Origin of the sequence: Tenacibaculum sp., assembly GCF_048269885.1 — a bacterium.
In the GTDB taxonomy this organism is placed as follows: domain Bacteria; phylum Bacteroidota; class Bacteroidia; order Flavobacteriales; family Flavobacteriaceae; genus Polaribacter.
The window spans coordinates 194,185-216,862 of the sequence record NZ_JBLWTZ010000004.1; the positions used below are offsets into that span (position 1 = coordinate 194,185).

General features: G+C 34.5%; 8 protein-coding genes. 7 read left to right on the plus strand and 1 reads right to left on the minus strand.

Annotation, left to right across the window (positions count from 1 at the left end; translation table 11 throughout):
* Nucleotides 1-7: 7 nt before the first annotated feature.
* Entirely contained in the window at nt 8-6,184 is a 6,177-nt protein-coding gene (locus ACN0WY_RS04890) for a gliding motility-associated C-terminal domain-containing protein (RefSeq protein ID WP_417799682.1), read from the minus strand.
* Nucleotides 6,185-6,993: 809 nt separating this feature from the next.
* Between ACN0WY_RS04890 and ACN0WY_RS04895 the strand changes: the two genes are divergently transcribed.
* From ACN0WY_RS04895 to ACN0WY_RS04925, 7 genes are all read left to right on the plus strand, one after another.
* Nucleotides 6,994-7,476, plus strand: a complete 483-nt coding sequence (locus ACN0WY_RS04895; protein ID WP_330488463.1) for a transcriptional regulator — start codon at nt 6,994-6,996, stop codon at nt 7,474-7,476.
* 23 nt (nt 7,477-7,499) lie between these two features.
* The gene (locus tag ACN0WY_RS04900) at nt 7,500-8,624 is read left to right on the plus strand and encodes an efflux RND transporter periplasmic adaptor subunit (RefSeq protein WP_417799683.1); all 1,125 of its coding nucleotides are present in this window, start codon (nt 7,500-7,502) and stop codon (nt 8,622-8,624) included.
* A 12-nt stretch (nt 8,625-8,636) separates the two neighbouring features.
* The gene (locus tag ACN0WY_RS04905) at nt 8,637-11,774 is read left to right on the plus strand and encodes an efflux RND transporter permease subunit (RefSeq protein WP_417799684.1); all 3,138 of its coding nucleotides are present in this window, start codon (nt 8,637-8,639) and stop codon (nt 11,772-11,774) included.
* 2 nt (nt 11,775-11,776) lie between these two features.
* Nucleotides 11,777-13,177: an efflux transporter outer membrane subunit gene (locus ACN0WY_RS04910; protein WP_417799685.1), complete on the plus strand. Its 1,401-nt coding sequence runs from the start codon at nt 11,777-11,779 to the stop codon at nt 13,175-13,177.
* A 10-nt stretch (nt 13,178-13,187) separates the two neighbouring features.
* Complete coding sequence (locus ACN0WY_RS04915) at nt 13,188-13,757, plus strand: TetR/AcrR family transcriptional regulator (protein ID WP_330488459.1); 570 nt, start codon at nt 13,188-13,190, stop codon at nt 13,755-13,757.
* Between the two features lie 197 nt (nt 13,758-13,954).
* On the plus strand, nt 13,955-15,457 hold the full coding sequence (locus tag ACN0WY_RS04920; protein WP_417799686.1) for a tetratricopeptide repeat protein: 1,503 nt from the start codon (nt 13,955-13,957) through the stop codon (nt 15,455-15,457).
* 191 nt (nt 15,458-15,648) lie between these two features.
* Entirely contained in the window at nt 15,649-22,677 is a 7,029-nt protein-coding gene (locus tag ACN0WY_RS04925) for a BspA family leucine-rich repeat surface protein (protein WP_417799687.1), read from the plus strand.
* The last annotated feature ends 1 nt before the right edge of the window (nt 22,678 follow it).

The following is a 22,678-nucleotide window of genomic DNA, read 5'->3' on the forward strand; positions in this document are numbered from 1 at the left end:
GTGGTTTTTAGTTTCTTTTTAGGTATAAATATCCCTTGTTAGTCATGGCTTGTTGGTCAGTGTCCCATCGTGTGAGTATGTAGAAATAAGTGCCTGTAGGTAGTTTTTGGTCTTTGCTAACCGTAGCTCGACCTTCTGATATTCCTCTAAATAGATTTCCATTAGCTCCATATGCATCTGTTTGGAAAACTAAAACTCCCCATCTGTTAAAGACTTTGAGGTTGTTGTTGGGGTAATTTTCTATACCATTAATACGAAAGAAATCATTTGACCCATCTCCATCTGGTGAAACCGCATTAAAAATTTCAAAAGCAATCTCCTCTATAAGTAGAGTGGTGATTGTAGGGTCGTCTGGATCGCCATCATTATCAATGTCAATGTTATCTAAATTGTTAGGATCATCTGAAATATCAGTAATGCTGTTTCCAGAGGAATCTTCTGCTGTAACTAACGCTTGATTAGTAACAGTTCCATTTGTTAAATCTTGTTGAGTTATACTATAGGTGGCGGTAAAGGTTGTGCTATTTACTTCTCCTGATAATAGTTGAGCAATAGAAGAGCCGTTTATGGTAATACCAGGAAGATTGTCTTGTAAGGTAATGTTATACAGCGTTGAAGCTCCTGTGTTGTGTATGATAAAATTATATGTTATTGTCTCCCCAATGTTTGCATATCCGTCTCCATTAGCATCATTAAAGTGGCTGATTTTTTCAAGATAAATATTGTTGGGTTGACACAAATTGGTTTGTGTTGGGTCGTTTTCAAGAATGCTATTGTCGTCGGAAGCATCGCTGACATCATTACCACTGATGCTTGTTCCAGTAACCGTTGCTTGGTTGCTTACGGAACCAGTATCGATGTTGGTTTGGGTAATGGTGTAGTTGGCGGAGTATGCCCAAGTTTCACCTACATCAAGCAGGTTGTCGTTATCGGTATCACCAGAAGCAAGAGCAATTGTGCCTCCTAACATAGGATCGGTAAGTACCACATTTGTAATGGTCGTATTTCCAGTGTTTGTAAGAGTAAAGCTATAGGTTATGGTTTCCCCCACATTGCTACAGCCATCCGAGTTTTCATCATTAAAAAGAGCTGTTTTAATAAGAGCAATTCCATCAGACTGACACAAATTAGTTTGTGTTGGGTCGTTTTCAAGAATGCTATTGTCGTCGGAAGCATCGCTAACATCATTACCATTGATGCTCGTTCCAGTAACTGTTGCTTGGTTGCTTACGGAACCAGTATCGATGTTAGTTTGAGTAATGGTGTAGTTGGCGGAGTATGCCCAAGTTTCACCTACATCAAGCAGGTTGTCGTTATCGGTATCACCAGAAGCAAGAGCAATTGTGCCTCCTAACATAGGATCGGTAAGTACCACATTTGTAATGGTCGTATTTCCAGTGTTTGTAAGAGTAAAGCTATAGGTTATGGTTTCCCCCACATTGCTACAGCCATCCGAGTTTTCATCATTAAAAAGAGCTGTTTTAATAAGAGCAATTCCATCAGACTGACACAAATTAGTTTGTGTTGGATCGTTTTCAAGAATGCTATTGTCATCAGATATGTCTGTGACAATTACGCCTTGAGATGATGCAGCATTTACTGTAGCTTGATTGGTAACGAATCCCGAGTCAATATTGTTTTGAGTTAAGGAATAAGGAGCTATGTATAACCATACTTCTCCCACATCAAGTGTGTTGTTAGAGTTTAGGTCACCAGAATCTAATGCTATTACACCCCCTAATAAAGGGTCATTAACTGTTACATTTATCAAGCCAGTATTACCTTGATTCGTAACCGTCATCGTATAGGTTATTGTTTCTGTAGTATTGCTACAAGTATCTGAGTTTTCATCGTTAAAAGTAGCAGTTTTAACAATTGCAATACCTGGATCTTGACATAGGTTGATAGTAGTTATATCATCTTCTACAACATTATTATCGTCAGATAAATCAGTAACAGTGCCCCCTGAAACAGTGCTAGCCTGTGCGGTAGCTTGGTTTTGAACGAAGGTATTTGTAATATCTAAGGGAGTAATGTTGTATGAGCCTGTATATGTCCATATTTCATCAACGTCTAATTCATTGTCGGTATCAGTATCGCCAGAGCTATATGTGACTGTCAATAAAGGATCAGTTACAACTATTGAACTTAGTGTTGTATTTCCTGTATTGATTACTGAAATTACGAATGTGATGGTTTCTCCATTATCGCTACAACCATTACCATTTTCATCATTTATGGTTCCTTGTTTGATAAGGGCTATATCTTCAGTTTGACATAAATCAATCACAGTTGGGTCGTCCTCTAATATGCTATTGTCATCAGACAAGTCACTTACGTTAGTTCCTCCTGTGCTTACTCCTGTTACCGTAGCTTGACCTGTAACGGAACCATTGTCAATATCGTCTTGAGTAATCATATAGTCTAGTGAGTATATCCATGTCTCATCAACATCTAATTCATTATCACCATCAGTGTCTCCAGAATTGAGTGTTAAAGGAGCTGGAGAAATAGGGTCGGTTAATTCAATATTTGCAATACTAACATTACCTGTATTGGTCACGGTGTACGTATATGTAATTGTTTCTCCTTCATTGGCACATCCATCACTATCAAGGTCATTAAAAACACCTTCTTTCAATAAAGCAATACTAGCTTGTTGACAAAAAGTTGTGTTAGTTACATCAATATATCCACCGTAAACTTCGATTGAATTTACAACGGCAACTAATGAGTTTACTGTTAATTGAATTTCATCAAAACTAGTGCTAGTATCAAAAGCTACAACGTAAAAACTATTTGTACTTGTTGGAGTAATATTAACTAACCCAAGAGCTTCAAGGGCTAACAGATTATTAGCTGTTTGTTGCTCTTGTTGAACACCATCAAGATAAGTTGTAATTGTAAGTGTATTTACTAAGTCTGCTTGAAGTAAATCGTTTGTGTCTCTTATTACAAATCCAGCTTGTGTACCAGCAGGATAATCAACAAGTACATCTTGAACTGAAATAGAAGCACTTCCTGCTACGCCAGCTACAATGTTTATAAGAGCGTAGTCTGAATTGTCTTCAGAGATAGTATTTACTGCATTATCAACCTCGCAAGCAATACAGGCGACACCATCAGTTCCTGTATTATCATTGTTTATGATTACAGAATTACTAGGATTTGATAGTACGTAAGGCTCATCACAATTAATTATTCCTGGACAGAAAGATTGAAATACCATTCCGTAAACTCTGGTACTACCTAGGTTTAAAGAAAGGGTTTGTGTAATAGAAAGTTGTACTTCGTCAAAAGGAGCAGTAGTAACAAAACCTACTCTTACCGATTCACTTCCTGTTAATAATAAACCAGAATATACAGGAAGTAATTCAGTTGTACCTGTTTTAGATTCAACAAGTACTCCGTCTAAATAGGTTGAAATAGTTATGGCATCAAGCAGTTGAGTGTTTAGAAGCGTGGTGTTTTCAATGTTAAAACCAGCAAAAGTATTAGCGATATAATCGGTAATTTCATTTTTGTAGGCTATAGAAGCTGTGCCTGCTACCCCGGCTAATAAGTTTATAGAAGCATAATTTGAAGTGTCTGAATCGATAGCGTTGTTAATGTTGTTAACACTTCCTAGTGTTAAAAGACCTCCATTTCCTGTATGCTCTTCTACAGCTCTTATAGGATAATTTGGTTTGGTAAGTTGGGTAGCAGAATTACAAGTTAACTCAGGGCCTTCACAAAACCGATTAGTTACAGCAGCATAAATATTTGTTGTCGATGCAATTCCTGCTAAACTTGAAATTGAGATTTCAATAGCATCATAATTTGCTGAGGTATAAAACCCGACATAAAACTGATCAGTTCCTAAAATAGGGCTGTCTAAAGTTAATAACGAGGTGCTTGTATTGGTTTCCTGTAGTACTCCGTCAAGATAAGTTGTTATAGTAATGGCATTTAAAAGGTCTGCTTGAAGCAGGGAAGTATTTTCTATCAAAAAACCTGCATAGCCACCAGACTCAAGAAATTCACCAGCTGTATTATCAGTTATAGTTAATGTATGCGTTACTCCCAAACCAATAAGTGTTGATACAGAAGCAAAGCTGGATGAATCTGTATCTATAATGTTGCCAGCATCCGAAATACCACAACCTACCACACAAAGTCCAGAAGTATTTTGATTTACTGTTAAATCTGTGAAATTATCATTTGTTATTGCAACAGGACTTTCGGTATTACAAGGAATTGGATATTGGACCCCATCTGTATAAATAATATACTCTGTTGTAGATTGACATCCGTTTGCATCTGTTACTGTTACAGTATAACTTCCTTGAGTTAATCCAGAAATAGAAGAAGAGGTTTCTCCTCCAGGATTCCATGAATAGGTGTACGGAGGAGTTCCTCCAGAGACTGATAAAGAAATGCTTCCATCTGAAGCTCCGATTGAGGTTTCTTTTATTGTGTTACCTGATATTTTTATGGAGTTGTCTACATAGCTTCCGTAGACTTCAATACTATTAATAGTAGCAGCGAGTGCACTAACAGTAAGCTGAATTTCATCGTATTGAAGGTGAGTAGAAAACCCTACCAAATAAAAACCATTAGTTGTAGAAGGAGTTATGTTTATTAAACCTAATGCTTCGAGAGCTAGTAAATTATTTCCAGATTGTGTTTCTTGTACCGAACCCTCTAAATAGGTGGTTATGGTCAGAGAATTTAAAAGGTCTAATTCTAATAAGTCGTTTGTATCTCTAATAATAAATCCAGCAGTGCTTCCTGAAGGAAAATTGTTTACAACGTTTTCCACTGAAATAGAGGCTGTGCTAGCAAGACCCGCCGTTACATTGATCATGGCAAAGTCAGATTCACTTTCACTAATAACATTTGTGGCATTGTCTACTTCACAAGCAACACAAGCTACTCCGTTTACACCTGTATTTGTGTTGTTGATTATTACAGGATGAGAAGGGTTGTTTAATACTGTAGCAGTATCACAATTTAAACTGCCTTCGCTAAAGGCTTCTAAAATAAGACCATAAACTCGCGTGCTACCTAGGTTTAAAGAGAGGGTTTGTTGGATGGATAATTGAACTTCATCAAAAGGCAATGAAGTTAGAAAGCCGACTTGAGAACGTTCGGTTCCTGTAAATAACAACCCGCTGTCTACCGATAATAATTCAGAACTTCCTGTTTTTATTTCTTGTTGAACGCCATCTAAATAAGTTGTTATAGTCATTCCATCAAGTAGTTCAAGATTTAAAACAGAGGCATTTTCAATATCAAAACCTACATAGGTCTGTGCAGGATAGTTTGTCAATTCATCTTTTATAGCAATACTTCCAGTGGCTATAACACCTAAAGTAAAATCAATACTAGCATAGGTATTACTATTGGAGTCTATTGCTGAATTAGTGTTTGTAATGGCACCAACATTTAAAAGACCGCCCATTCCTGTGTGTTCCTCAACAATTCGAGCAGGAAAATTTGGCTTGTTGAATAGGGTAGGAGTATTGGGTTCTAAATCGGGGCCAACACAAAAGCTATTGGTTACAGGATAATAAACAAAGGTGTTAGAGGCTATGCCAGCTAAACTAGTCAATGAAATTTCAATACGGTCGTAATCTAATGTAGTGTAAAAACCTAAGTAAAACTGATTGTTATTTAGAAGAGAACTGTTTAGCGTTACTAATGAAGTACCAGAATTTGTTTCTTGTTCTGTACCGTTTAAATATGTAGTGATGGTAATAGCACCGAGCAAGTCTATTTGAGCAACAGAACCGTTTTCTATTAAAAACCCCGCATAACTTCCGGCTTCAAAAAACTCATCGATAGTATTATCTGTTATGCCTATAGTATGAGTTACTCCTAGTCCAAGTAAAGTGGAGACTGTAGTATAGTTTGTAAGGTTAGAATCTGTTAAATTATTAAGATTAGAAATTCCACATCCTAATAAGCAAAGACCATTGGTATCTTCATTTATAGTTAAATCAGTAAAACTTGAAGAAGTTATAGCAACGGGAGAGTCAGTATTACAAGGAACCGGTATAGGTGGGTAGTAACGAGTATTGCTACTTAAATTATTTTTTTCAGAAAATGAGGAGAGGGTTAAAAACAAAAAAAATAAGAAAGTGAATTTGAATTGTATGCACGTTTTTTGTAACGTTAAGTACGCTTGAGTAATTCTTTTCATAATAGTTGATTGGTTAGACACAGTAAATAACCGTCAAACCATTAAATAGTAGTTTGTGGATAGAGACAGTTATTACATTAAATTAAAATGTTTGGCGATTAGCTTCTAAAAACTAGGATGGATAGCTAATTTTTTAACAAAGTAACGAGTTGTAGTTCATTTTTCGGGGGCATAGTTGGTTATAAGTAATAGGTATAGTAGTAAAACTTCCAAATGAATGGTTGTTTAAAATGCAACAGCTTAGTTGTTGAAATAGCAGTAGGTCGATTAAAAAAAATTGGCTAGAAATAATGGTGTTTATTATAGCTAACCTTTTTCGCGAGGTAAGAGGTAAGTAATCACAATACGAGGGACTTAAATTAAAAAAACTTAAATGTGTTCCAGTAATATCTAAAAATAGAAATTACGTAGCTTCCAACAGTCAATAGTTTATCATTGACAGTAAATAGTATTTTAACTTTAAGGGGTGACCAAAAGAAATAAAACAATAATTAAATGACTCATATTTATTTTAAATCTATTGTGAATATAATAAAAAATTAATTAAAACAAAAGAAATGAAGAGATGTATGCTGCTTTTTTTTGTGGTGTTTTTGTCTGTATACAAGTGTTTTATGTTCTAAAAAGAGTTGTCGCTTTAGTAAAAGGGGCTTTTTTAGTAAGAACAATTAAAGTAAGAATTTAATAGCTAAATGAGTTGAAAAGGGTTTGTAGCATCTTTGTTAAGAATGTCTTAACATTTTTTTAACTTCGTTTAGTTCGGAATGTTCCGAACTAAACTTATTTTTGCAAAGTAAATTTTATTGGAGATGAATCAAGTAGAAAAAAGAAAATGTGAATTAGTTGAGAAACTTGGTATTTTTTTAGAGAAAAAAGAACAGTTGGCTCCAGTGGCGGCGAGGATATTTTCACATATTATTTTGACAGGAAAACAAGGAACTACCTTTGAAGATTTGGTGTCTGGTCTTTGTGCTAGTAAAAGCACAATTTCAACACACCTCAATCATTTACAAGGACTGAAGAAGGTAAGTTATTTTACCAAAACAGGTGATAGAAAAAAATACTTTATCCTTAATAGCGATACTATGTTACAAGGAATTAGCAATATGGTAGAAGAATGGGAAGGAGAAAAAGAGTTGCACCTAGAGGTTAAAGAATATAAAGAAGATATTAATAAAACCTTGAAAGAAGAAGATAAGTTTGATCTTGGCTTTCACGATAGTTTTATTGAGTTTTTAGATGGAGCTGTAGTGTCTATTACCAAACTGAAAGAAAAAATTATAAACCACTAACACTAATTTATTATATACATAAAATGAAATATCAATATATATACGGTATTGCTATTCTTAGCATTGTTGCCTTATTTTTTACGAGTTGTGGAAAACAGCAACAACAAAACCAACAACAAACACCAGCACTACCTTTTCCAGTAGTAAAGGTAGCAGAGAAATCAATAACAAATTACCAAAGTTATCCAGTAACTATTGAAGGTGAAGTAAATAGTGAAATAAGACCAAAAGTTTCTGGATACGTAAAGAATGTTTTGGTAAAGGAAGGACAGAAAGTTAAACAAGGGCAGCTATTGTTTAAGTTAGAAACACAGTCATTAAGCCAAGATGCTGAGGCAGCTAAAGCAGCGGTAAACACGGCACAAGTTGAGGTTAATAAACTGAAACCACTAGTAGAAAAAAACATTATTAGTCCAGTTCAATTAGAAACAGCAAAAGCAAGTTTAGCACAAGCTAAAAGTACTTATAACAGTATTGTTGCAAACATCAACTATGCAAACATAAAAAGCCCTGTAAACGGATTTGTAGGTTCGATTAATTATAGAAAAGGAGCTTTAGTAAGCGCACAAAGTACAATGCCTCTGACAAAAGTAGCCTCTATAAAGAATGTATATGCCTATTTCTCTATGAATGAAAAAGAATTTTTAGACTTTATAGCTTCTGCGGAAGGAGAAACAATGGATGAAAAGATTAAAAAATTACCACCAGTAAAGCTTGTATTGGCAAACGGAAAAAAATACGAGCAAACTGGAGCTATCGAAACTATTGCAGGAGATATAAATCAGCAAACGGGAACGATTAGCTTTAGAGCAAAGTTTGATAATAAAGCAGGTTTGTTACGTAACGGAAGTAGTGGTACTATTTTAATACCTAGAGTACACAATAATGCATTAATTATACCTTCTGAATCTACATTTGAACGTCAAGGTAAAGTGTATGTGTATACAGTAAATAATGATTCTTTGGCTGAAAAAACTATTGAAGTAGAAGCACAAGTAGGAAAGCTTTACGTGGTAAAATCAGGATTAGAAAAAGAAGAAACCATTTTAGCTAAAGGCTTAAACAAAGTGCGTTCAGGAGCAAAAATTAAACCTGTTCCAACGCCTTTAGATAGTATAGTTAACTCATTCGATACGGTATTTAAATAATAAAAGAAAATCATGTTACAAAAATTTATAGAGCGTCCGGTACTCTCTACAGTAATTTCTATTATCATAGTAATATTAGGAGTACTGTCATTAACACAATTACCGGTAACGCAATATCCTGATATAGCGCCCCCAACGGTGCAGGTTACTGCTTCTTATCCAGGAGCGAGTGCCGAAACAATTTTAGAAAGTGTTATTGTTCCTATAGAAGAGCAAATTAATGGGGTAGAAGGAATGACTTATATGACTTCTACTGCGAGTAATACAGGTACGGCAAGTATTCAAGTATTTTTTGAACAAGGTTACAACCCAGATATTGCTGCGGTAAACGTACAGAACAGAGTTGCTAGAGCTAATGCTTTATTACCTTCTGAAGTTACAAGAGCAGGGGTTATTACAGCAAAACAACAAAACTCGGCACTGTTGTATGCCGCTATATTTTCAACAAATCCTGAATACGATGATGTTTTTATTCAAAATTACCTGAATATAAATGTGAAACCAGAATTACAACGTGTTTCTGGAGTAGGGGCTGTAAATGTATTTGGAGCAAAAGATTATTCGATGCGCGTATGGTTAGATCCAGCAAAAATGGCATCGTATAAGTTGGAACCTAGAGAAGTAATAGCTGCAATTAATGAGCAAAGTTTAGAAGCTGCCGCAGGATCTTTAGGGCAAAATTCTGGAGAGTCGTTTGAATATGTAATCAAATATAAAGGACGATATAAAACGGCAAAAGAATACGAAAATGTTGTTGTAAAAGCTTTAGGGAATGGACAGTTTTTACGTGTTAAAGACGTAGCAAAAGTAGAGTTAGATGCATTTTCTTATTCATCACTTTCACGTACAAACGGAAATCCAGCACTTAACTTTGGAGTTTTTCAAACACCAGGATCTAATGCACAGGAAATCATTGAAAATATTTATGTAAAACTAGAAGATTTAAAGAAAGATTTCCCAGAAGGATTAGATTACATCATTAACTACGACACAAACAAATTCTTAACAGCGTCTGTAAACAAAGTAAAAAGTACCTTAATAGAAGCTTTTTTATTAGTATTTATTGTAGTGTTTATTTTCTTACAAGATTTTAAATCTACTTTAATACCGGCCATAGCAGTTCCAGTGTCTATTATTGGTACCTTCTTTTTCCTAAATCTATTTGGGTATTCAATCAACTTGCTAACCTTATTCGCTTTAATCTTGGCAATTGGAATTGTGGTAGATGATGCCATTGTGGTAGTAGAAGCAGTACACGCTAAACTGGAAGACGGAGCAGAAAGTGCAAAAAAAGCATCCATTTCTGCGATGAGTGAAATTAGTGGAGCTATTGTGTCGATTACTTTGGTAATGATGGCGGTATTTGTGCCAATTACTTTTATACAAGGGCCATCAGGAGTATTTTATGAGCAATTTGGAGTAACATTAATGGTTGCAATCTTAATTTCTGCTGTAAACGCTTTAACATTAACACCGGCTTTAAGTGCATTGTTATTAAAACCACACAACGATAATCATAAGAAAAAAGGATTGTTACAACGATTTTATGATGCTTTCAATGCTGGGTTTAACGCGGTAACTAATAAATATACCCAATCTTTAGGATTTTTAGTAAAGCATAAATGGGTAACAGCAGGTATTTTAGGAGTAAGTGTTTTAGCCATTGTATGGGCAAGTAATACGATACCTACAGGTTTTGTACCCTCAGAAGATAGAGGTGTAGTGTTTATGAATGCTGAATTACCAGCAGGTTCTTCACTAGATAGATCGTACGAAGTAACAGAAAAATTATACGAAAGCATCAAAGGAATTGAAGGAATAAAAGGAGCGTCATTTATTAGCGGAAGAAACTTCTTCTCTGGAGAAGGAAGTTCGTATGCAATGGGCTTTATTATTTTAGAAGATTGGAATGAAAGAGAAAGTGATGCAGAATCAGTTCAAAGCATTGTAGGGCAGTTGTTCGGAAAAGCAGCAATGATACCAGATGCAAAAATTATTTTCTTTACACCACCAAGTGTACCTGGTTTTGGTAGTGCAGATGGTTTTGAAATGAGACTATTAGACCGTAGTGCGAAACCATTAACAGAAATGGATGCAACAGCAAAAGAGTTTGTAGGTCTTTTAAATCAACAACCAGAAATAGCCTTTGCGTCTAACTCTTTTGATACGGGATTCCCTCAGTTAGAATTAGATATCAATGTAGAAAGAGCTAAAGAGGCAGGAGTGTCAACAAGTGCTATTCTTTCTGCTCTACAAGGATATATTGGAGGTAATTATGCAGCTGACTTTAGTAGATTTGGAAAACAGTTTAGAGTTTTTGTACAATCATTACCTGAAGACAGAGTAAATGAAGCAAGTTTAAATAGTATGTTTATAAAAACTCCAAGTGGAGAAATGACACCAATTTCTCAATTTGTAAGTCTAAAACGTGTATATGGTCCACAAACGGTAAATCGTTTCAACCTATTTAATTCGGTAACAGTAAATGGAGGGGTAACTCCAGGATTTAGTACAGGAGATGCTATTACTAAAATAGATAAGTTAGCAGAGAATAATTTACCAGAAGGATATAGTGTTGCCTACTCAGGGATTACCAGAGAAGAAATAGCCTCATCAGGACAATCTACCATTATTTTTATGATTAGTATTTTGTTTGTTTATTTCTTATTAGCAGCACAATACGAGAGTTACCTATTGCCATTATCAGTAATTTTCTCATTACCAATTGGGGTAGCAGGAGCATATTACACAACGTATTTAGCAGGATTAGAAAATAACATCTATTTCCAAATAGCCTTAATTATGTTATTAGGTCTGTTAGCAAAGAATGCAATTCTTATTGTAGAATTTGCAATACAACGTCGTAAACAAGGAAAAAGCTTATACGATGCAGCTATAGAAGGAGCAAAAGTACGTTTAAGACCTATTTTAATGACCTCGTTTGCCTTTATTCTTGGATTAATGCCATTAGTATTAGCAAAAGGAGTAGGAGCTGAAGGAAATAACTCTATCGGAACAGGAGCTGCTGGAGGATTACTAATTGGTACTTTAATAGGGGTATTTGTAATTCCTGTACTATTTGTGGTATTCCAATGGTTGCAAGAAAAAGTATCAAGCAAACCAGTTGTTGTTGAAACTAAAGAAGATTAATTATGAAACGCATACTAAATAAAACCTTGGTTGTAGCCGTAATGGCTACAACCTTACAAAGTTGTTTTGTTGCTAAGGATTATGCACGTCCTGAGTTAAAAGAAACAGAACATTTGTATAGAACAGATAATTTACCACAAGATAGTATCTCAATGGCAGCTGTGTCTTGGAAAGATATGTTTACTGATGCTCACTTGAAACAATACATTGATGAAGGGCTTCAAAATAACTTAGATATCCGTGTAGCTATACAGCAAATGGCTGCTGCTGAAGCATATATGAAACAAGGGAAAGCAGGGTATTTTCCTACTTTAAGTGTAGGGGCAAAAGCTACGCACCAAGAATTAGCAAAAAACAGCCAGTTTGGATCTTTTTTTAATGGGAGTATCGACCAGTATGATATAACTGGAAACCTTTCTTGGGAAGCTGATATTTGGGGTAAAATACGCAGTAACAAACGAGCAGGAAAAGCCGGATATTTACAAAGTGTAGCAGCACATCAAGCAGTAAAAACCCAGTTAGTTTCAGCAATAGCAACCACCTATTATCAATTAGTAGCTTTAGATGCTCAACTGGAAATTACTGAGCAAACTATTGAAACTAGAGAAAATAGTGTAAACACGATTAAAGCACTAAAAGATGCAGGACAAGTAAATCAGGTAGCAGTAGATCAAAATATAGCGCAGTATCATAATGCAAAAGCATTGAAAGTAGATTTAGAAACAGCTATTTTTAAAATAGAGAATACCTTAAATTTATTATTAGGAAGAACATCAGTAGTTGTTGAAAGAAGTAAACTTTCACAACAACAAATAGATGTGGCTATTAAAGTAGGTGTTCCAGCAACATTATTAAGAAACAGACCAGATGTTATGGCTGCGGAGTATGGTTTAATTAATGCTTTTGAAATGACAAATGTAGCCAAAAGTAATTTTTACCCATCGTTAACAGTAACGGCGAGTGGAGGATTTCAAAGTTTAGAGTTAGATGAGTTGTTAAGTACCAACTCCTTATTTGCAAATATTATAGGAGGTTTAACACAGCCTATTTTCAATCAAAGAAAAATTAAAACACAGCATGAAGTAGCTAAAGCACAACAAGAACAAGCACTGTTGAGCTTTAAAAAGACGTTGTTAACTGCTGGAAATGAGGTTTCAAATGCGCTTTTTGATTACAAAGCAGCAACTGAAAAATTTGACTATAGAAAAAATGAAGTAGAAGCCTTACGAAGAGCAGAAGTAAATTCAGAAGAGTTGTTAAAAAATGGATATGCTAATTATTTAGATTTATTAACAGCAAGAGAGCGCGCATTAAATGCTGAGTTAAATGTTATCAATAACAAATTAAATCAGTTAGTAAGCATCGTAAATTTATATGAAGCATTAGGTGGTGGTTGGAAGTAAATAGAAACTCATGAGTAATAGGTCAAAACTTATTAAGGTAGCCAAAGAAAAATTTATAGCATTTGGCAGTAAGCATACCACAATGGATGAAATAGCTGAGTTACTCGGAATTTCAAAAAAAACCATATATGCTTGTTTTTCTTCAAAAGAAGAATTGATAATTGAAAGTATCAAAGAATTAATAAATGAATTCAAAATTGATACAGCACCTATTTTAAAATCTGATAAAACAGCGTTAAATAAAGTAATAGAGATATATAAAGTAATTTTTAGGTATGTAGAAAAGTTTAAACCTTCGTTTATTTTTGGGTTAAAAAAATACTACCCTAATGCTTACGATGCTTATAAAGAAATTACTACAGATGTCGTTTCTACGGATATAATGAATTTATTAGAAGAAGCAAAAGAACAAGGAGAGATTAGACCAGATGTAGACCTTGAATTGTTTAGTAAATTATATTTAAGCGGATTAGAAAGTCGTTTGTTTGATGCTGATAATTTGTTTGACGATTACTCCAAAGAAATTTTATTAGAGTATATGATTGTTAATAATTTAAACTCCTTAAAACCGATTAAATAAATACACAAATTTTTATGGTTTTTGATAAAAAGTGTCATGTAGTATGTATCATATTTACAAGGCACTTTTTTGCTTATATGGAAAATCGGTTAATTACAATAAGATGGAGAAAAATATTTTGATGTATTTTTGTGAGAAACAAACAAAATTTGCTAAAAAAAATTATTACATATTTATTATTTAGTCTTGTAACCCAGTTGTGTAGTCAAAACAAAGTAAGTTTACAGTTAGTTGATACTCAAAAAAAAGCAGAAAATTACTTAGAAAAGGTACAAGAAAATTATAAAGAAGGAAATTACAAACTTCATAAAATTTACAGCGATTCTTTATACAGTATTTCTAAAAAGAACAACCTAAAAGCACTGCAAGTAAAAGCAATGGTTAATCAGGCTATAAGCTTAAATATGCAAACAAAATATGTAGAAGGTATAACACTATATAAAGAAGCATTAGCAATTGCTAAAACAATACCAGAAAGCAAACAAGCAGAAACTGTAGTGTTGGTTAATTTAGGAAATACATATAATAATGTAGAACTTTATGAAAAAAGTATAGAAACCATGAAAAAGGTTTTAGAGCAGGCTACTTCTATAAAGAAACCTAACTTAATAAAAACAGCTGCTTTAAATGGTTTATCAATAAGTTATTCAGCTTTAAATGATGAGAAAAAATCATTGTTTTATGCAGAGCAGGTCAAAAATATAGGAGAAGAAACTGGGAATGAAAGTATTATTTTAACATCATTAAATCATATTAGCAGTTCCTATTATAAGTTAGGGCAGTATCAAAAATCTATTGAAATAGCTACTACAGCAGCAAACTATAAGGTTTTTGAAAAAAAGACTAAAGTTAAGGCGTGGCTTTTGGTCAACTTAGGAGTCGCAAATTTAAAACTAGCACAGTATAATAAAGCGGAAGAATACTTACAACAAGCATTAAATATAGCTTCTGAAAAGGGAATAGAAGAAATAGAAATGATATGTTATAAAAATCTGTCCATAATATATTTAAAGTTAAACAATACAGCAGTTCACTTAAGTACAGAAAAGAAATATAACGAAAGTCGAATACGTTTTTTAAAGAATCAAAAGAAAGCTATTACAGAAGAGTTAAAAGCAGAAATTGAAGCAAAAGAGGAAACTGTTTTAGCCAAAGAAGATACAGAAGCTCTTTTTTCTGAACAACAAAAAACGACCTTATGGTTTAGTGTATTTTGTGTAATTGGTTTAGGAGGTTTATTTTGGATTTACATAAAAAAGAATGAAGATAAAAGTGTCATAAAAGAAACAAATAAAATAACGAAAAAGATAAAAAAAGCTCCTGAAAAATATAAAAATTCCTCATTGTCAAAAGAAGATAGAGTTTCTTACCAGCAAAAAATATTAAAAGCAATAGAAGAAGAAAAAATATACTTAAATCACGATTTAACGCAAGCAAACTTTGCAAAAAGATTATCGTTAAGTAGTCATCATTTATCCGAAGTATTTTCGTTTGAATTTGATAAAAATTTCTATCAGCTTATCAATTCATATCGAATAAAAGAAGCTAAAGAGATATTAGAATTACCAGCAAATAAAGATTACAAAATAATTGCAGTAGCTTACGATGCTGGTTTTAAAAGTAAAACTACATTTAACCGTGTTTTTAAAGAGCAAACAGGTTACACACCTACTGAATACCGAAAAAAACTAATAAAATAGGTTCCACTCTATAGAATGAGACTTTTATAACAACCAACGGTTATATCTTGCACCCTATTATTTAATAACATAATCAACAAAAGCATTTATAACAACTCCGGTGGTTTTACGCCACTTGTTGTGTTGTAAAATAATAATGATTGATTAAGAAAAAGTTTAAAAAAAATAGGTTAAAAAGAATGAGGGAATTTATGTGTAAATTTTTAAGAAATAGTTTTACAACACTTTTTTTTATTGTAAGTAGCCCGTTGTTTTCGCAGTCGTTTATTTCTTTATGGAATACAGCAAATGTTAGTTCGGGTTCTTCTGCTGCTAATGAAATAAGAATCCCAACCAGCTCAGCTTATACGTATTCTTATACTGTTGATTGGGGAGATGGAAACATAGATTCAAATATAACAGGAGATATCACGCATACCTATACTACACAAGGAATATATACGATTAAAATAGACGGTACATTTCCTGCGATTTACTTTAATAATACGGGGGATGTTGATAAAATTATTGAAATTTTGTCTTGGGGTACCCTTCAATGGCAAAGTATGGAAAATGCATTCTATGGATGTTCAAATCTAAATTTTGACGCCATTGCTCCACCTGATTTGAGCCAAACAACTAGCCTAAAAAATACCTTTAGAGGATGTACTCTTTTTAATGGTATAATGAATCATTGGAATATAAACAGTATTACGAATATTTCAGGATTATTTAGAGACTGTGAAACCTTTAACAGGCCCTTAGATCAGTGGGATACCTCTAATATAATAGATATGTCCTATACTTTTAATAATGCAAGAAATTTTAATGAACCTATAGATAATTGGAACACATCGAGGGTAACTACATTAGAGAGCTTCTTATCAGGAGCTTCTAACTTTAACCAAAATATTAATAATTGGAATGTTACAAGTGTGGTAAACATGAATGGAGCATTTAGATATACAAACAGGTATAATCAACCAATGAACAATTGGAATGTAAGTAATGTAACCACAATGGTTAGTACATTTCAAGGAGCTGCATTCAATAATTTAATTGATAATTGGAATGTAGTTAATGTAACTACTATGGCAGGAATGTTTAGAGAGTCGAAATTTAACCAACCTCTTAATAACTGGGATGTAAGTAATGTTACTAATATGTCGCAGATGTTTCAAAGAAATAGAACATTCAATCAGCCTCTTAATAATTGGAATGTAAGTAAAGTAACCAACATGTCGAGTATGTTTGATGGATGGATTTGGGGAGCTGTTTTTAACCAAGATATAAACACTTGGGACGTAAGTGAGGTAACAAACATGAACTATATGTTTCGAGATAACTCGGGGTTTAATCAAAATATCAGCAGTTGGAATGTAGCTAATGTTACTAGTATGAGAGGAATGTTTGAAGGTGCTGTTATTTTTAATCAAGATATTAGTTCATGGAACCTTAGTAAGCTTACCAATATAGAAAGTATGTTTGAAAGAACAGAAGCTTTCAATCAACCCTTAAATACATGGGATGTAACCAATATTACGAATATGCGTAATATATTCCAACAAGCAGAAGCTTTCAATCAACCTTTGAATAGTTGGGATGTTAGTAGGGTCACTGATTTTCAATATATGTTTGATAGAGCCAGATCTTTTAATCAAGATATAAGCGGTTGGGAAACGGGAAATGCTAGAAACATGTCTCATATGTTTAATCAGGCTACTTTATTTAATCAAAACATTGGAGGCTGGGACATATCTAGTGTTACAAACATGACAAATATGTTGTCAAGTAGTGGTATTTCTCAAGAGAATTACGATAATATTCTGATAGCTTGGAGTACTCAAACAGTTCAAAACAACATTAACTTAGGAGCGACGAACCTTCATTATTGTGATGCATTAAACCAAAGACAAAGTCTAATTGATAATAATGGTTGGACTATATCAGGAGATATTGTAAACTGTTCTTATGTATTATGTACTCAAATAACAATGCAGCAAGCAGGTGACACACAAGTACCTGCAAATAGTGATATTCGTTGGAATCCAGCACCTAATGCCACAGGATACAGAATTAGTGTAAGAAGAGAAAATGGAGCCACTTCTCAGGTTATATACAATAATGAAGATGTAGGAAATGTTGTAGGAGTAGACTTTACCAATGAGTTTATAGCAGGAGATACTGTATATGTAACAGTTGTTCCATATAACGATGAAGGGCCAGCTACAGGTTGCCAAGAAATTAGTTTTACTGTAATAGAAAGTTGGGCAAATAGCTCTGATGCATTTAAACTTACCTATGATACAAGCATACAATCTTCATTCACTACACCAACAAATCAGTTAAGAATAGAAACAAATTCAGGGTATCCAAAATACCTTACGTATAACTATTCAATAGATTGGGGAGATGGACAATACAATCATAATGTTACAGGTGATATTACACACACATACCTTACACCAGGAATCTATACAGTAAGTATTATTGGTGCTTTTCCTTCTCCAAAGCATGAAACTATTGGAGACTCTGATAAATTATTATCTATAGATCAATGGGGAACTCAAGTCTGGGAAAGTATGTACGAAGCTTTTGAAAGTTGTGCAAATATGGAGTACAATGCCACAGATACTCCTAATCTAAGCAATGTAACGGATATGGAAAGAATGTTTAGTTCGTGCAGAAAGTTTAATGGAAATATTAATGATTGGGAGGTTAGTAAGGTAACCAACATGCGTAGTATGTTTAGCGGAACTTCAATTTATAACCAGCCACTTGATAACTGGGATGTAAGTAATGTTACTAATATGAATTACATGTTTGGTAGTGCTGTAGAGTTTAATCAAGACATAGGGAATTGGAATACAAGAAGCGTTACTAATATGGGAGGTATGTTTCAGAATGCAGAAGTATTTGATCAGAATCTTAATAACTGGAATGTAAGCAGTGTTACAGATATGAGTAGTATGTTTGAAAGAGCAGAAGCATTTAACCAGCCACTTAATAATTGGGATGTAAGTAATGTTACCAATATGTCTGAAATGTTTAATGGTTTTATTTCAAACATGGCGTTTAACCAAAATATAGATAATTGGGATGTAAGCAGTGTTACAGATATGTCTGAAATGTTCCAGAGATGTGTTGACTTTAACCAACCTTTAAACTCTTGGAATGTAGGTGCTGTTACCAATATGACTTCGATGTTTGAAAGCGCATATGTATTCGATCAACCATTAGGTAATTGGAATGTAACCAATGTAACCAACATGAGTTTAATGTTTTACAATGCTCAAATGTTTAACCAACCGTTAAATTCTTGGGATGTAAACTCAGTAGTTAATATGTCAGGGATGTTCCGAAGAGCAGAAGCATTTAATCAGCCGTTAAACTCTTGGGATGTAAGTGCTGTTGCTAACATGAGCCAGATGTTTCAAGAAGCCACAGTTTTCAATCAACCATTAAATTCTTGGAATGTAAGTTCAGTAACCTTAATGCCTTCGATGTTTGAAGAAGCTATTGCTTTTGACAATCCATTAGAAAGTTGGAATGTTTCTGTGGTAACAAACTTTGAAGCAATGTTTAAAGATGCAGAAATATTCAACCAATCTATAGGGAATTGGAATACAGGAGAAGCACAAACGATGGCTGAAATGTTTTATGGAGCGTCTAAATTTAATCAAGATATTAATAATTGGAATGTATCTTTTGTAACCATCATGCAAGAAATGTTTCGAGGAGCAACATCTTTTAATAGACCGTTAGATTCCTGGAATGTAGCATCAGTAACAAATATGCAAGGGATGTTTCAATCAGCAGTAGCCTTTGATGGTGCTATTGGAAGCTGGAATATCAGGAGGGTAACCACCATGCAAGATATGTTTAATGGTGCAACAAACTTTAATCAACCTATTAATAATTGGAGGCCAACAGCAGTAACGAACATGGATAGAATGTTTCAAGGTGCAAGTTTGTTTAATCAACCTTTAAACCAATGGTTGTTAAATACGGTATCGATGAATGCTATGTTTAATAACGCTACAGCTTTTAATCAAGATGTAGGTGATTGGAATATTAGTGGTGTAACCAACATGCAAAACATGTTAGATAATACAGCTCTTACTAGAGTGAATTACGACAATACGCTTATTGCATGGTCTGAACAAACACTAACACCTGGAATAAATCTAGGAGCTAACACACTTCCTTATTGTGATGCTGTAGAAGAAAGACAATCAATGATGGATAATTTTGGATGGTCTTTTACAGGTGATGTCTTAGATTGTCCTATTCCAGAATGTACACAGTTAATAGCGCCTTTACATGGAGCAACAGATGTTCCTGTAAACACCAATTTAACTTGGGAGCCTGTTTTGTATGCACGTGAGTATGCTTTAACAATTAGAATTGAACCATCTGGAACCATAATAAATGAAACTGTTGTGAATGCCACCACTTATGAATTTGCTACAGATTTTTCAGGAGGAGAAACAGTTTATGTTACTATTGTACCTTCCAACGAAAATGGAGATGCGGTAGGACCTTGTGCAGAAGAAAGTTTTACCCTGTCTACAACTCCATCAACAGTACCCAATTGTACCAATTTAACTTTACCACTTGCTGGTGATATAGATGTACCTGTAAGTACAAATTTAGAATGGAATGTTATAAGTAATGCAGATGGATACAGACTTACAGTAGGAACTACTTCAGGTGGTATAGATATTCTTAATAATATTGATGTTGGTAACAGTACAACCTATAATTTGCCAGTTGATTTACCAGAAGACACTGAAATTTTTGTAACGATAACTCCTTATAACGGTGAAGGAGAGGCAATAAGCTGTAGAGAAGTATCTTTCAATACAGAGTTTATTCCAATGCCACCTAGTTGTACAAGCTTAGTGAATCCTATAAATGGTGCAATTAATGTTCCAATACAGACTGATATTTCTTGGGATCAAATTGCAGAAGCAACGGGGTATTTAATAAGTGTAGGAATTACTCAAGGTGGGATAGAGCTTGTGAATAGTATTGATGTAGGAAATACTACTTCGTATAGTTTTTCTCAAGACCTACAAGCAAATAGAATACATTATGTTCGTATAATCCCATACAATGAGGTGGGTGATGCTACAGGCTGTATAGAAGAAAGTTTTACTACGGGAGGTACAGTTGTTAATGTACCCAATTGTACCACCATCACTGTTCCAACCAATGGAGCGATCAATGTAAGTGTTAGTACCGGAATTAGCTGGGATGCGGTAGCAGATGTCGATGGGTATTACCTGTCAATCGGAACTACTTCAGGTGGAACCGATATCGTAAATAGTGAAGTGGTATTTGGAACACGTTATGTGTTAGCGAGTGATTTACCAGAAGGAACAACAATTTATGTATCGGTAATTCCATACAATTCAGTAGGAAGTGCTACAGGTTGTTCAGAAATTAGTTTCACTACAGAAACAATACCAACAGCACCGAATTGTACAACAATCACTGTTCCAACCAATGGAGCAACGAATGTAAGTGTTAGTACCGGAATTAGCTGGGATGCGGTAGCAGATGTCGATGGGTATTACCTGTCAATCGGAACTACTTCAGGTGGAACCGATATCGTAAATAGTGAAGTGGTATTTGGAACACGTTATGTGTTAGCGAGTGATTTACCTGAAGGAACAACAATTTATGTATCGGTAATTCCATACAATTCAGTAGGAAATGCTACAGGTTGTTCAGAAATTAGTTTCACTACAGAAACAGTATCAACAGCACCGAATTGTACGACCATCACAGTTCCAACCAATGGAGCGACCAATGTAAGTGTTAGTACCGGAATTAGCTGGGATGCGGTAGCAGATGCCGATGGATATTATCTATCAATAGGAACAAGTTCAGGCGGAACTGATATTGTAAATAGTGAAGTGGTAACAGGAACGAGTTACACACTAGCGAGTGATTTACCTGAAGGAACAACAATTTATGTATCGGTAATTCCATACAATTCAGTAGGAAGTGCTACAGGTTGTTCAGAAATTAGTTTCACTACAGAAACAATACCAACAGCACCGAATTGTACAACAATCACTGTTCCAACCAATGGAGCAACGAATGTAAGTGTTAGTACCGGAATTAGCTGGGATGCGGTAGCAGATGTCGATGGGTATTACCTGTCAATCGGAACTACTTCAGGTGGAACCGATATCGTAAATAGTGAAGTGGTATTTGGAACACGTTATGTGTTAGCGAGTGATTTACCAGAAGGAACAACAATTTATGTATCGGTAATTCCATACAATTCAGTAGGAAGTGCTACAGGTTGTTCAGAAATTAGTTTCACTACAGAAACAATACCAACAGCACCGAATTGTACAACAATCACTGTTCCAACCAATGGAGCAACGAATGTAAGTGTTAGTACCGGAATTAGCTGGGATGCGGTAGCAGATGTCGATGGGTATTACCTGTCAATCGGAACTACTTCAGGTGGAACCGATATCGTAAATAGTGAAGTGGTATTTGGAACACGTTATGTGTTAGCGAGTGATTTACCTGAAGGAACAACAATTTATGTATCGGTAATTCCATACAATTCAATAGGAAATGCTACAGGTTGTTCTGAGGTTAGTTTCACTACAGAAACAGTATCAACAGCACCGAATTGTACGACCATCACAGTTCCGACCAATGGAGCGACCAATGTAAGTGTTAGTACCGGAATTAGCTGGGATGCGGTAGCAGATGCCGATGGGTATTACCTATCAATCGGAACTACTTCAGGTGGAACCGATATCGTAAATAATGAAATGGTAACAGGAACGAGTTACACACTAGCGAGTGATTTACCAGAAGGAACAACAATTTATGTATCGGTAATTTCGTACAATTCAGTAGGAAGTGCTACAGGATGTTCTGAGGTTAGTTTTAGAACAGAAGAAGGTTTAGTAGGAGAAACTAAATATGGTTTTTCTCCAAATGATGATGGAGTAAATGATTTTTGGGAAATAAAAGGAATTGAAGAATATCCTAACAATTCAGTAACTGTTTTTAATAGGTGGGGAGATATGGTGTTTCAGATAAAAGGATATGATAACCAATTCAATGTTTTTAGAGGTGTTGCCAATAAGCTAACAGGTATGGGAGGCGATAAGTTGCCAGTAGGTACATACTTTTTTAATATAAAAATTTCAACAGAAGGGAAATCAACAGAAACAGAAGGATTTTTAGTTTTAAAAAGATAGG

Bases quoted from the DNA above. Each gene is read 5' to 3' on its own strand.
- ACN0WY_RS04890 (WP_417799682.1), bottom strand. From the start codon at position 6,184: ATGAAAAGAATTACTCAAGCGTACTTAACGTTACAAAAAACGTGCATA.
- ACN0WY_RS04925 (WP_417799687.1), top strand. From the start codon at position 15,649: ATGTGTAAATTTTTAAGAAATAGTTTTACAACACTTTTTTTTATTGTA.
- ACN0WY_RS04910 (WP_417799685.1), top strand. From the start codon at position 11,777: ATGAAACGCATACTAAATAAAACCTTGGTTGTAGCCGTAATGGCTACA.
- ACN0WY_RS04915 (WP_330488459.1), top strand. From the start codon at position 13,188: ATGAGTAATAGGTCAAAACTTATTAAGGTAGCCAAAGAAAAATTTATA.
- ACN0WY_RS04895 (WP_330488463.1), top strand. From the start codon at position 6,994: ATGAATCAAGTAGAAAAAAGAAAATGTGAATTAGTTGAGAAACTTGGT.
- ACN0WY_RS04905 (WP_417799684.1), top strand. From the start codon at position 8,637: ATGTTACAAAAATTTATAGAGCGTCCGGTACTCTCTACAGTAATTTCT.
- ACN0WY_RS04900 (WP_417799683.1), top strand. From the start codon at position 7,500: ATGAAATATCAATATATATACGGTATTGCTATTCTTAGCATTGTTGCC.